The sequence below is a fragment of the Cellulosilyticum sp. I15G10I2 genome, assembly GCF_900095725.1.
Classification (GTDB): domain Bacteria; phylum Bacillota; class Clostridia; order Lachnospirales; family Cellulosilyticaceae; genus FMMP01.
Genome location: NZ_FMMP01000006.1, coordinates 1,339,361 through 1,353,432 on the forward strand (window position 1 = coordinate 1,339,361; position 14,072 = coordinate 1,353,432).

At 35.8% G+C, this 14,072-nt stretch carries 10 protein-coding genes and 1 other annotated feature; of the genes, 2 read left to right on the forward strand and 8 right to left on the reverse strand.

All coding sequences use genetic code 11. The features are described 5' to 3' along the window. Positions 1-377: 377 nt before the first annotated feature. Positions 378-1,622: an HlyC/CorC family transporter gene (locus tag BN3326_RS06480; RefSeq protein ID WP_069998280.1), complete on the reverse strand. Its 1,245-nt coding sequence runs from the start codon at positions 1,620-1,622 to the stop codon at positions 378-380. A 281-nt stretch (positions 1,623-1,903) separates the two neighbouring features. Here BN3326_RS06480 and BN3326_RS06485 point away from each other — a divergent pair, with 281 nt between their 5' ends. After that, positions 1,904-2,953: an AI-2E family transporter gene (locus BN3326_RS06485; protein WP_330389650.1), complete on the forward strand. Its 1,050-nt coding sequence runs from the start codon at positions 1,904-1,906 to the stop codon at positions 2,951-2,953. 50 nt (positions 2,954-3,003) lie between these two features. On the opposite strand, the gene BN3326_RS06490 is transcribed toward BN3326_RS06485, so the two are convergent. The 4 genes from BN3326_RS06490 to araA form a co-directional block, all read right to left on the reverse strand. Further along, positions 3,004-4,494, reverse strand: a complete 1,491-nt coding sequence (locus BN3326_RS06490) for a sodium:solute symporter family transporter (protein WP_242875947.1) — start codon at positions 4,492-4,494, stop codon at positions 3,004-3,006. 84 nt (positions 4,495-4,578) lie between these two features. Next, positions 4,579-4,837: a binding site (T-box leader), on the reverse strand. A 127-nt stretch (positions 4,838-4,964) separates the two neighbouring features. Beyond that, positions 4,965-5,654 (reverse strand): L-ribulose-5-phosphate 4-epimerase, encoded by a 690-nt coding sequence (gene araD / locus BN3326_RS06495; protein WP_069998282.1) that lies wholly within the window; start codon positions 5,652-5,654, stop codon positions 4,965-4,967. Positions 5,655-5,820: 166 nt separating this feature from the next. Beyond that, the gene (locus tag BN3326_RS06500) at positions 5,821-7,428 is read right to left on the reverse strand and encodes a xylulokinase (protein ID WP_069998283.1); all 1,608 of its coding nucleotides are present in this window, start codon (positions 7,426-7,428) and stop codon (positions 5,821-5,823) included. A 13-nt stretch (positions 7,429-7,441) separates the two neighbouring features. After that, entirely contained in the window at positions 7,442-8,926 is a 1,485-nt protein-coding gene (gene araA, locus BN3326_RS06505; protein ID WP_069998284.1) for an L-arabinose isomerase, read from the reverse strand. Between the two features lie 188 nt (positions 8,927-9,114). Between araA and BN3326_RS06510 the strand changes: the two genes are divergently transcribed. Next, the gene (locus BN3326_RS06510; RefSeq protein ID WP_069998285.1) at positions 9,115-10,119 is read left to right on the forward strand and encodes a LacI family DNA-binding transcriptional regulator; all 1,005 of its coding nucleotides are present in this window, start codon (positions 9,115-9,117) and stop codon (positions 10,117-10,119) included. 66 nt (positions 10,120-10,185) lie between these two features. Here the strand turns inward: BN3326_RS06510 and BN3326_RS06515 are convergent, their stop codons facing one another. The 3 genes from BN3326_RS06515 to BN3326_RS06525 all read right to left on the reverse strand — a co-directional run bounded on the left by BN3326_RS06515 (position 10,186) and on the right by BN3326_RS06525 (position 14,072). Beyond that, positions 10,186-11,913 carry a methyl-accepting chemotaxis protein gene (locus tag BN3326_RS06515; protein WP_069998286.1) on the reverse strand — a complete coding sequence of 576 codons (1,728 nt, stop codon included), beginning with the start codon at positions 11,911-11,913 and terminating at the stop codon, positions 10,186-10,188. Positions 11,914-12,058: 145 nt separating this feature from the next. Beyond that, positions 12,059-13,036 (reverse strand): galactofuranose ABC transporter, permease protein YjfF, encoded by a 978-nt coding sequence (gene yjfF / locus BN3326_RS06520; protein WP_069998287.1) that lies wholly within the window; start codon positions 13,034-13,036, stop codon positions 12,059-12,061. Next, positions 13,005-14,072: an ABC transporter permease gene (locus BN3326_RS06525; RefSeq protein WP_069998288.1), complete on the reverse strand. Its 1,068-nt coding sequence runs from the start codon at positions 14,070-14,072 to the stop codon at positions 13,005-13,007. Before BN3326_RS06525 ends, yjfF begins: the two co-directional genes overlap by 32 nt.

Sequence of the window (14,072 nt, forward strand, 5' to 3'; positions counted from 1 at the left end):
TTTTAGATTAAACTAACCTATTTATAGACCTATTATTAGTAGTCCCAGCCTCTTTATATACACCTCCCTTTTTATATACTTTGATCCCTTATGCTTTAAATACATTGCATCATTTTACTGCATTACTGTATTAAAACATACAAAAGACCTTCAGATATAGATAGAGTATCCCTATCTATATCTGAAGGTCTTGCTACCAAAAAAAACTTGTCAACTAGCCGAGTGCATAACCATGTAGGAATACATGCATGGACACTGTGATGACGACTAGTTACCACCTAAGTGTAAGCTACTCCCCTTCGGAGTTTAAATATTTCCTTAATTCATATATACCATGTTTTTAAGATACCGTCAATAAGAGATTCTGCCCTTGTTATTTAAGTAAGTATCCTTAATTTTTCAATTCTATTTCTATTTGTACTTTCTACAATAAATTGTGTGTTATTATAGGCTATCTGTTCACCTGCTTTTGGCAGTCTTCCAAAAATTCCTGTTACAAATCCTCCAATAGAATCAAAATCTTCAGACTCAAACCTTGTTCCTAGCATCTCATTAACTGTATCAATTTTCACAATACCTCTGACAATATATTCATCTTCTTTAACTACTTCAATCTCATCATTCGCTTCATCGTACTCATCTTGAATATCTCCGACGATCTCTTCTACCAAATCTTCCATAGTAATAATACCAGCAGTACCACCATACTCATCCATAACAATGGCCATAGGAATTATTTGATCTTTCATCTCGTTGAATAATTGCGCAACCATTTTGAATTCGAAAGTAAAGTAAGGCTCTCTCATATTCTTAATGATATCAAAATCTGCTTTTTGTATATCACTGAAAATCAAATCTTTAAGATATAAAACGCCAACTATATTATCAATTGTGCCCTCATACACTGGAAGCCGCGAAAACCGCTGATCTTTGAAAACATTAATAATTTCGTCATAAGTTGCGGCTACTTCAACTGCGACCATATTAACTCTTGGCACCATAACATCGGCAACTTTTGTATCATTAAACTCAAATACATTATGAATCATTTTCTTTTCTTCAGCCTCAAGGACCCCCTCCTCGTGACTTACATTAATCATAGTCTTTAATTCTTCTACTGTAGTGAAGGGCTGCTGTATATTAATGCTGCCGCCAAGAAATTTAATAATTGTATTTGTTATATGTATTAAAACTGTAGTAATAGGGTTTAATACAGTAACAATAATAGTTAATAGCCTTACAACTTTTAAAGATACTTTCTCGGAACTTTGAGCGGCTAAAGACTTGGGCGTAATTTCTCCAAAGATCAAAACAAGGATCGTCATTATCCCTGTGGCTATCCCTACACCCGTACCTCCTAAATATTCAATAGCAAGTGAAGTCGCCAAAGCAGATGCACCAATATTTACAATATTGTTGCCTATAAGAATAGCACCTAATAATTTGCTGGGGTTTTCTATTAGCTTTTGTACCTTGTAAGCATCTTTAACATTTTCATCAACCATGTTTCTTATTCTTATTTTACTCAAAGACATAAGAGCTGTTTCTGATGCTGAAAAAAATGCTGATAAAATCAAACATACTGCTAATAAAATCCCCTGCCATAAATCTCCCGGGTCCAAAATATAATCACGCTCCTAATATAATAAATGAATAGATTCATTATATAAATACCCTCTGTAAATGTCAATATAATCTCTATTTAAAACATATTCTTGAGACTTATTGTCTTTATAGAATAATCTGTGTATAATAGCACTTAACAAGTTGTCTTATTATAAAAAATATTTAATAAAGGTTGTGTAAATCATTGAATGAGCCTACATCTAAATTCAAACAATATCTGCTGCTATCGACTTACGTTGTCATCCTATCCTACACCCTCCTCAATCTCAAGGATGTTTTGGACTTTATTTTAAAAATACTAAGTATTTTAAGTCCATTTATTGTGGGCGTCAGCATTGCATTTGTGCTAAACATTCCTATGAAATTATTCGAGACTAAAGTCTTTTATAGTTTAGACCGGTCTAAAACACCAGCACTTAGAAAACTTAAGCGGCCGCTTTCTATTGCTGCTACGCTCATTTTAGTTTTTGGTTTTTTAATAGGACTTACTTTATTTATTATCCCACAACTTATTGAAAGCACTGCAACTCTCGTAAATGCAGTACCTGGCTATGTACAATCTTTAGAAACACTGGTCAATCAGTATATTAATTCCTCTGAACTTTTAAATGCCTTAGGCAATGAAATACTTATGGCCTGGAAAGATTTTATACAGGTTGGCAGTAAGTTTCTTGGGACTTCCCTTGCTGGGCTACTCACTATGACTTTAGGCTTTACAACAAGTGTGGTTAATTTTGGCCTTTCTTTAGTACTAGCTGTCTATATGCTTGCAAGTAAAGAAAAATTGATACTGCAAACCAAAAAGGTTATCTTTGCTTTCTTTAACAAAAGCACTGCTGCGCAAATACTGCATCTCGGAGAAATAACAGATCTTGCTTTTTATCGTTTTATTGCAGGTCAATTTACCGAGGCTCTTATTATAGGTGCACTTTGTTTTATTGGTATGAGCTTACTTGCGCTTCCTTATCCGCTTTTAATCAGTGTGATTATTGCCGTAACGAGTCTTATCCCTATATTTGGAGCTTTTATCGGAACAGTTCCAGCTGCTTTTATTATTTTTATTATCGATCCGCTTAAAGCTTTATGGTTTATTGTCTTTATCGTGATCCTGCAGCAATTTGAAGGGAATATTATTTACCCAAGGGTAGTAGGCAATTCCATCGGTCTTTCAGGACTCTGGGTACTCCTTGCAATGGTTATCGGCGGAAGTACTTTTGGACTTTTGGGTATGCTGCTTGGCATTCCTATCTTTAGTATCCTTTATCAAATACTTCGTACAATCGTCTACAAAAGGCTGCATACTAAAAAAATAGTAAAGATCCAGTAAATGATTAATTACTGGATCTTTACTATTTTGTATTGTGTGAACGGCCTATGCTACGCTATATTTTCTTCTTGTTCTCCAAATATTTCCTCTAGATGCACAGTATTCATCTGTGTACCAAATAAGCTTACAACAGGTACTACGATGATAGAAGCAATCATTGCAAGACTTGATACAACGGGCATATCAATCTTAAGCAGGCCTATTTTTTCGAGCACTAAGTAGCCTCCTATTACTAAGCCCCCCGCTATAAAGCCACACCACGCCCCTTTTTGAGTTGTTTTCTTCCACCATAAGCCAAATAGATAAGGTCCGAGGAACATTCCCGAGACAACACCCCAAGACAGTGACATCAAATACACGATAGTTGAAGGCTGAAACACCGCGATTATAAAAGATAATCCTACAAAGATACCACAGAATATTTTCATAATGAACATCGTTTTTTTCTCAGATATCTGTGGTGCAATAAACCCTTTAATAAAATCTATCGATATCGTCGAGCTTGATACAAGTACCAGTGAAGAAAGTGTTGACATTGAAGCTGATAACATCAGTACAATAATAACCCCAAGCAGTGCTTCCGGCAGTGTTTTTTCGAGCATTAACGGAATAATCATGTCTGGATTCCCAGCTGGCATTACGGCTGCCTCATTTTCAATAAAAAACAATCTTCCCATAGATCCAGTAAAATAAGCGGATCCCCCTATAACAAGTGCAAATACTGTAGAGATAACTGTCCCTTTTTTAATTGCTGCATCATCTTTAATCGCATAAAATTTATGGATCATCTGAGGTAAGCCCCACACACCAAAGCTCGTCATAAAAATGAGTCCCAGAAGCGAAAGCCTTCTTGCCCCGTCTGTAAAAACCATACCAAGACCAGGATCAAGTTCTACAAGCTGCCTAATGCCCTGCTCCAGTCCCCCTACAACTGGATTAGAAATAACATAAATCACCATAAGCATACAGCCTACAAGCATGATAACGCCCTGTATACAGTCATTAATAGCTGTCGCTACATAACCACCTAAGAGCAAGTAAATCGTTGTTAAAAGTGCCATAAAAAATATTGCTGCTTCAAAACTTATTCCAAAGGAGCTCTTAAAAATATAGCCTAGTCCTTTATAGACAGAAGCCGTATAGGGTACTAAAAATATAAATATCACAAGTGCTGAAACGATCTTCATCCCCTTACTCTGATACCTCTTCTCAAAAAACTCCGGCATGGTATGTGCTTCTAGTTTATGTGTCATATCACGGGTTTTTTTAGCCAGTACAATCCAAGCCAAAAAACACCCAAAAGCAGCATTACAAATCCCTATCCAAGTTGCAGAAACGCCATACTTCCAGCCAATGCCTCCTGCATAACCGATAAAAATAACTGCTGAGAAGTAAGATGTCCCATAAGCAAACGCGCTTATCCAGCCCCCCATATTTCTGCCGCCTAAAAAGAAGTCATTCATATTTTTAACACGGCTCCTACTATACAGCCCTACTCCAATCATTGAAATAATAAAAACAACCAGCAATAAGATTTTCACTTTTTTCCACCCTTTCCTAATATTTTTATGTACCTCCCCTAAATAGATGCCTACGTAAATGCACGTAAAAAACTCCCGTCCTATAAAAAGGACGAGAGTCAGCTCCCGTGTTACCACCTTCATTTATCGTTGCTTCGCAGCAACAACCTCTTCGAGTACGCCAATACTACCTGGTTATACTCTAGCACGATAACGGGTGCAGGAACCGTCAGCTTCTACTAAGGTATCTTTTCAAAGCTGCACTCAAAGATGTATTCAGATTAATTATTCTTTGCCCCTCTCACCAGCCGGGAACTCTCTTTAAAGCATCCTTAATCCTACTTCTTCTTATCAACGATTTCATCTATTATTTTTTATTCTATAGTATATAATTGAAAATTTCAAGTATTATTTAATAATATAAATTATTATAAAAATTAGAGGGTATCCTGCAAATCAATGCAAGATACCCTCTATATAATACTCATCAATTATTTTTGCCCATAATAAGCATTTTTACCATGTTTTCTTAAATAATGCTTATCTAACAGCTCCTGCTGCATACTCACTTGCACATTATTAAGCAGTGCTGTATTAAACGCCATTTTGCTGACTTCCTCTAATACTACAGAATGATAAACTGCATCCTTTGCATCTTTTCCCCATGTAAAAGGACCATGTTCTTTAACTAAAACAGCAGGTATATCCATAGGATTCATATCTTTAAAAGCTTCAACAATAACTTTGCCCGTTTCTGCTTCATATTCCCCTTGTATTTCTTCTGATGTCATACTTCTTGTACAAGGGACAGCGCCATAAAAATAGTCTGCATGAGTTGTTCCTAAAGCATTTACAGATCTTCCAGCCTGTGCAAAACTCGTTGCCATTTGGGAATGTGTATGGACAATGCCTCCAATCTCACTAAATGCTTTGTAAAGGTACAAATGAGTAGGAGTATCTGACGAAGGCTTATATTGTCCTTCTACAATGTTCCCCTCTAAATCTACGACCACCATATCTTCTACTTTTAGTTCGTCATATTCTACACCACTAGGTTTAATCACTACAAGGCCGCTTTCTCTGTCTATACCACTTACGTTACCCCATGTATAGACAACCAAGCCACGTTTAGGAAGTTCTAAATTAGCTTCATATACCTCTTTTTTTAAACTTTCTAACATTGCATTATCTCCTTAATTTATTCATTACTATAATGTTGTTTCTCACAATGATTTCACATTAAATAACATCGTAAATAAGTTAAACTTTAAAATGTGAAATCTATAATATGATAAAATAGGCACTCTTAGCCCTATCTAAAAGTATCTATTACCTTATTTTTATTAACTATTTAAGATGGTCTACAGCAGCTCTTTCGATTGCAAGTCCCTCTGTGTAACGCTTCATGAATGCTTCAAAGCCTTCTACATCCTTAGCATCAGGCTCAACCTTTGTACCCACTTTTCCTGCAAATACTTGTTGTGTTAAATAATCCTCTAATGTCTCATTTTCAGATTTGTTAAGCATGTAAGATGCAAGCAGTGCAATCCCCCATGCGCCACCTTCATCAGCCGTTTCCATAACAGAAACCGGTGCATCTATAGCTGCAGCCATAATCTTTTGTCCTACGCCTTTAGTTCTAAATAAGCCGCCATGACCTAAGATTTCATCAACCTTAACGCCTTCCTCTTTAAGAAGAATATCCAAGCCAGTTTTTAATGCACCTAATGCTGTAAATAAATGCACACGCATGAAGTTGGCTAAGTTAAATTTACTTTCTGATGAACGGACAAATAACGGACGTCCTTCTTCAAAATGAGTGATATGTTCCCCTGAGAAATAATTGTAAGCCAATAACCCCCCACAATCTGCATCGCCTTCAAGTGCCTTATTATACAAAGTTGCAAACAACTTATCCATGTTAACTTCCGCACCCATTGCTTCAGAAAATTCTTTGAATAGGTTAACCCATGCATTAAGATCTGATGTGCAGTTGTTACAGTGAACCATGGCTACTAAGTTACCAGTAGGCGTTGTCACTAAATCTATTTCCTCATAGGGTTTTGATAGGTCCTTTTCAAGTACAATCATTGCAAAAACAGAAGTTCCAGCTGAAACATTACCCGTACGCTGAGCTATACTATTCGTTGCAACCATCCCTGTTCCCGCATCACCTTCCGGCGGACAAAGCGGAATACCTGGTTTTAAGCTCCCAGTAACATCTAAAAGCTTTGCACCTTCTTCTGTAAGAAAACCAGCATTTTCACCAGCTACTAAAATCTTTGGCAGGAGATCTTCAATTTTCCATGAGAAGTTGTAAGATGCAATTAACTCATTAAACTGCTCAATCATGTTCGTATTATAATTTTTTGTAGCAATATCAACAGGAAACATTCCTGAACCTTCACCAACACCTATAACCTTTTCTCCCGTTAGTTTCCAATGTACATAGCCTTCTAAGGTTGTTTGAAAACTGATATCCGCTACATGCTCTTCACCATTTAAAATAGCCTGATAAAGATGCGCAATGCTCCATCTTTGAGGAATGTTGTGGTTGAAAAGCTTCGTCAATTCTTCTGAAGCTTTCTCAGTAATAGTGTTACGCCATGTACGGAATGGTACTAAAAGCGCATCTTCTTTGTCAAAAACCATATACCCATGCATCATAGCACTAAAACCAATGGCGCCAATGGTTTCAAGCGTTATGCCATATTGCTGTTTTACGTCTTTTGCCATCTTCTGATAACTATCTTGTATCCCTTTCCAAATATCTTCTAAGCTGTAGGTCCAGATATTGTTAACATAGCTGTTTTCCCACTCATGGCTGCCGGAGGCAATAGGTGTATTATCTTCCCCGACCAGAACCGATTTAATTCTGGTTGATCCAAGTTCAATGCCAAGAGCTGTTTTTCCACTTATAATAGCACTTTTGATATCATTTACTGTAATAGCCAATTTTCATCCCTCCTTATGATCTAAACTTCCAAAGCATATCACTTAATTGAAGTTCTTTTTTAAATTGTGTGATATTTGTATCTTTGTTAATCAGTACATATTCAATGCCCATCATATCGGCCCAATCAATTAAATCTTCTGTTGTTACTTCATAAGAAAATACTGTATGATGCGCTCCCCCTGCATAGATCCACGCTTCAGCAGATACGCTCATAGAAGGCTGTGGCTTCCAAATAACACTTGCAACTGGCAATTTTGGCATTTCATGTGGCAACTCAACCGCTTCTACTTCTAATATAATCAATCTGAATCTGCCGCCCATATCAATAAGAGATGCACACACTGCCTGACCTGCCTTACCATTAAATACAAGTCTTGCTGGCGCTTCTTTGTCACCAATACCAAGAGGATGTACCTCTATTTTAGGTTTATCTTTTGCAATAGTCGGGCAAACCTCCAGCATGTGTGCACCAAGGATCATTTCATTACCTGGCTCAAAGTGATACGTATAGTCTTCCATAAAGGAAGTGTCTTTATTATTTGCCATAAGCTTCATTACTCTTGTGAGCGCTGCTGTTTTCCAATCACCCTCACCGCCAAAACCATATCCTGCTTCCATCATTCTTTGTGTTGCAAGACCTGGTAGTTGTTTCATACCGTGAAGTACTTGAAAACTGTCCGTAAAGGCACCAAAACCGCCCTCTTCTAGTAATGCTTTCATGGCTATTTCAATTTTCCCTTGATATCTTACTGCTTCAAATAAATCTTTATCTGCAACCACTTTTTCATCAATAGTATACATTTCTTTATAAACTTCCATCAGCGCATCTATTTCTTCTTCAGTGACTTGGTCCATACGCGCTACCAAGTCACCAATACCATAAGAGTTAATAGACCAGCCAAGTTTAATTTGCGCTTCTACTTTATCGCCTTCTGTTACAGCAACTTCTCTCATGTTATCATCAAATCTTAAAACCTTAAGATCTCTGCCCATAAAAGCAACAACAGCTATATTCATCCATTTGCCAATACGTTTAATCGTTTTTGGATCTTGATAGTGGCCTGCAATAACCTTTCTGGCTATTCCCATACGCGTTCCTATAAACCCATGTTCACGGTCACCGTGAGCAGATTGATTGGTATTCATAAAATCCATATCAATTGTATCCCATGGAATGTCTCTGTTAAATTGTGTATTTAAATGAAGCATAGGCTTGTTTAATTGTTTAAGACCATTAATCCACATCTTAGAAGGTGAAAAAGTATGCATCCAAGTAATAATCCCTGCACATGTGCTATCTGCATTGGCTGCAATACAAACCTCAGTAATTTCATCAGGTGTTTTAACAGTTGGTTTACTGATTACCTCATAGGCGATCTCATCTGATTCATTAAAAAAACTTACTATTTTTTGAGAATTACTTGCTACTTCTTTAAGCGTTTCATCTCCATAAAGATGCTGACTTCCTGTTACAAACCAAAATACATATTTTTTCATAATAACTTCACCCCTTCATGTTATTTACTTATAATTTTATAAGTATCGGATAATAATATTATAATATACGTTTACTAAATTATCAACTTGTTTAGTAAATATTTTCGCTTTGTTTACCTTTTTTTATTTGCTTATAATGAAGTATATGTTATACTAAATACATGATTTTATACATTGGAGGTTACAAAATGGCAACCATAAGAGATATAGCCAGGCTTGCAGAGGTATCTCCGGCAACCGTATCCAGAGTTTTAAACCTTGATGAATCCATCAGTGTATCCTTAGAAACTAAAAAAAGAATCTTTGAAGTAGCTGAGAATTTGTCTTATCAAAAACCTAACCGTTCTCCTAAATCCACTTCAAATAATTTAAATATAGGACTTATTCACTGTTGTAATGAACTTCAGGAGCTAAACGATCCGTACTTCCTGTCAATTCGCATTGGTATTGATGAAGAGTGTAAAACAAATAATCTTAATCTGCATAAAGTTTATAAAGATGATGTTATTGCTAACCATTTTCCAGCTGAAAGTCTTGATGGTATGATTCTACTCGGTAGATTTGAAGAAAATCAAATCGATATTTTTAGAAAGTATTCAGACAATATCGTTTTTCTTCACGGAACTTCCTCACATTTTGAATTCGATAGTGTACAAGTAGATTTTAGACAAATTACCCGGGATGTTTTAGATTATCTTATCGCCAAAGGCCATACTAAAATTGCATATATTGGCGGCAGGGAAAAAGTACTTGGCGCAAGTGACCTATTAACCGATGACAGGGAAAGTGAATTTATAGATTATTTATCTCGGCTAAATCTTTATAATCCGTCTTATATACGAGTAGGCCATTACGATTTTAAAGATGGCTATGAACTGATGCATTCACTTATCAAAGCGAATGCAAATAACTTACCTTCTTGTGTTTTTATGGCAAGTGATTCTCTGGCTATAGGTGGTATACGTGCACTTAACGAACTAGGGCTTAGTATTCCCGAGACTATTTCTATTATTGGCTGCAATGATATTCCAGCTTCTCAGTATACTTCGCCTACATTATCTACAATTAAAATTTATACTAAGTTTATGGGGGAGCTTGGTGTAAAGTTACTTCTCGAGCAAATTAATGATATACGAAAAGAAAAGATAAAAGTGACTATTCCCCATAAGCTCATTGTAAGAGAAAGCTGTTAAAAAAACAGATCAAAGAAGCTGCTATAATCACCAAGATTTATGCACGCATCTTTGATCTGTTCTTTTTTATAAGATCTTAAAATGATTGACTGCGTTATTTAAATTGTTTACTAAATCTCGTTGTCTGATTATGTCTTCATCTACGTTTACTATATTATGAGTTGTTTCATTAATATTTAAAACAATTTTTTCAGAACTTATTGCCGTGCTGCCAATCGTTTCAGATACATGCTTCATAGCCTCTGCCACTTCTTCAATCGTTTCTGATATAACTTTGGATGCTTTTGCAATCTCATCTGAAAGACTCATGATTGCATTGGCATCTCTTTCATAATCTGCTGCCCCTTGAATAAAAAACTTATAATCAGGATTGACAGTCGTCTCAAAAAAATCTAAAATATCTTTTGTGTTATTACCCAAGTTGCTAAATGCAGATTCAAATTTAGTAATAATCTGTTGTATTTGACTAGCCAGCCTCTGACTATTTGCAGCTAATACGCGTACTTCATCAGCTACTACACCAAAACCTCTTCCGTATTCTCCAGCTCTTGCAGCTTCTATCGAAGCATTAAGGGCAAGTAAATTTGTTTGCTTGGCCACTGTTGTGATCCCCTGTACCATCAACTTGATCTCTTCTAATACCTTCCCCTCTTCTATAGCCCTTATAATATTCCCCCTTTTTTGTTCATACATATCATAAGCTGTTTGGGCTGACTTTTGTCCTCTGTTATTAAGAAGTGCTGCTCTGTCTTTTATTTGTATAGAGGCATGTGCACCTTGTTCTGCTTTCATTGAAAGTACTGCTGTAATACTTTGAATTTCTTCTGTGGAACCATTAACTTCTTCTGCTATAGCACTCATATGGTCTATTCCCTCATAAATATTTTTAATAGATACATTAATTGTCTGCATTTTGTTTTCAATACCACCTACCGCCTTACTGACTCCACTCGAAGTGCTTTGAAGCGATTTAGCACCCATTTGAATATCTTTTATAACTTTTTTGATATTTTCGCTGCATTTATTTAAGGCCTCTATAACCTTTGTAATTTCATCATCACTTTTATCTTGCATATTAAGAGTTAAATCACCCCCAGCCATCACTTCTGTATAATAAATAATCTTTTTTAATCTATTAGACAATAATTTAAAGATTACAAAACTCAGTAATAGACTCACTACAATTGATATAATGGTTATCGTATAGGTAAAGTATTTTGAATACTTAGCAACTTCCATACTTGTTAAATAATACGCCCTGACATCTTCCCGATTGATTTGAATAAGTGAATCGAGCAGTTTGAGCATATCATCATTATGTGAAGCTTGCGACCTATAGTCACTATTTGCATTAGCTAAGTCCCCTATTTTTACAGCTTCTATTATTTCTGTTCTTGCTTGTTCAGCAAGTTCTAGGCTGTTTTCCAGAATATTTATTTTTTCTGATTGTTCTGTAGTAAGATTATACTTTCTATACCTATTAATAAGTTCTATATTTTCTGCTTTTAATAAATTAACCTTTTTTTCTACCTCTGCTATTCTTCCTGTATTAAAGTTGTCTAGTACTATAGATACTTCTACATTCATATCTAATAAATGCGTCTTTAACTTATAGAGTGTCTCTATAGATTCTAAATTAACGGTATAAACTTGGTCCAGCTTTTCTGTTATCGTATTCATGTTAGATATATTGCTTACTCCCAAGACAATTAAAAGTAATGTTATCGTTGTAAAACAGATTAGTAACTGATAGATAATCTTTATATTTAAAAAGTTTTTTGTTGTACTTTTCATTGCCTTCCCCCATGATTCATCCTTTTTATGTACTCCCTGACTCACATATGAATGTGCGAGATAAATTTTTTCCAAATATGCATAATAACATAGGCACCTCATCTATTAAGGTGCCATTTAATTATCAAGTTGAACTATAATAAATTTATTTTAATTTTTTAACTTTTACAAGAGTAAATACTCTTTGTATTAGAATAAACAAACATAACAGAGCAGCTACTGCAATTTTAGTCCACCAAGAGCTCAAGGTCCCTTGGAACATAATAAGGGTTTGTATGGTACCTTGTGTAAGAACCCCTAAAAGAGTTCCCATAACATAGCCTACTCCACCTGTAAGAAGTGTTCCGCCTATAACAGCGGCAGCTATAGCATCCATTTCTAGCCCAACAGTATGCAGTCCATATCCCGAAAGCATATAAAAACTAAACACAATACCCGCAAGAGCTGAACATCCTCCATTTAAGGTGTATACGAGTATTTTAGTGCTGTCTACCTGTAGCCCCATAAGTCTCGCAGACTGTTCATTACCCCCTATCGCATAAACTGTTCTTCCAAACTTACTAAACTGCAAAATAAAGAAGGCTGCGATTAATACAACAATTGCTATGACTACACTATAGGATATGAAGCCATCTCCAATAGGGATTCTTGATTGGCTCATTGTAACATAAAATGGATTATCTATAATAATCGTATCTATACTTACAACATAACAAAGCCCCCTTGCCATAAACATGCCCGCAAGTGTAACAATAAAAGGCTGTATTTTAAACTTTGTAATTAATACACCCATTAATGCCCCAAATAAACATCCAATACAAAGTGAAAGTGCGATCACTATCGCTGCATGCCATCCTTTTCTAAGTAAATCAGCAGAAAACATACATGTAAAAGCAATCATAGAACCAACAGAGATATCTATCCCGCCCGTTAAAAGCACAAAAGTCATACCAATTGCTGTTATGAGTAGAAAAGCATTATCTATCAGTAGGTTCAAGAAGTTTTGTAAACTAAAAAAACCTGTATATTTGACTGATCCAAATATAAATAAAACGAGAAGTAACAAAAACGTAATCAGTAAAGGCATATATTTAGTTTGAAAGAGTTTGGTTTTCAACTTCATCCCCCCTCTTCGTATTGAATAAGCTTGCTAACATATTTCTAAATTCTGGTGATTGCATTAAGCAAATAATAATAACAACAGTAGCCTTAACGACAAGCGTGATTTCAGGAGGTACGCCTATTGAATAAATAGTGGTCGTAATACTTTGAATAACCAGTGCCCCCACTAGACTTGCCGGGATAGAAAATTTTCCACCTGTCATAGGGTTGCCACCTAGCGCAACTGCAAGGATGGCATCGAGTTCAATAAAAAGTCCTGCATTGTTTGCATCAGCAGATTTGATATTTGAACTGATTAGTATACCTGCTATCCCTGCACATAAGCCAGAGATCGTATAGACTATGAGTTTAATGCGATCTACATGAATCCCTGCATATTTACTTGCACTTGCATTACAGCCAGCTGACTGTATAAAAAGCCCCAGCGCTGTTTTCTTAACCAAAAGTATGATAATAAGAAGTAAAAACGCTACTATAAAGATTGAAAATGGCAAACCTAATAAATACCCGCCTCCAAAGAAAAAATAAGGCTTATAATAAATCGTAATAATTTGTCCTTTTGTAATAAGTTGGGCAATCCCTCTGCCTGCTACCATAAGAATCATAGTAGCTATAATAGGTTGTATCCCAAGTTTTGCAATAAGTGTTCCATTCCAAAGTCCGAGTAATATTGCAATAAACAGTGTTGTAATGATTGCGATAGGCATAGGCACAAGTGTTACATATTCTTGTACACCATCTACAAATACCATCTCACCTCCCACTAAACTTGCTACAACCGCAGCGCTAATAGCTATGGTTGATCCTACTGAAATATCTGTTCCTCCAGTAGCTATAACAAGTGTAAGTCCAATTGCAAGCAGCATCAGTGGGCTTCCTCTATTAATAATATCTATAATACTTCCAAATAAATGGCCGTCTTTTATTTCTAAATTAAAAAACCCCGGTGTAAAAAAGAGGTTAAATAACATCACTAATAAAAGTGCAGTAATCGGCCAAAACATCTGATATTTTGTAAGTTTTTTAATACTGCCCAT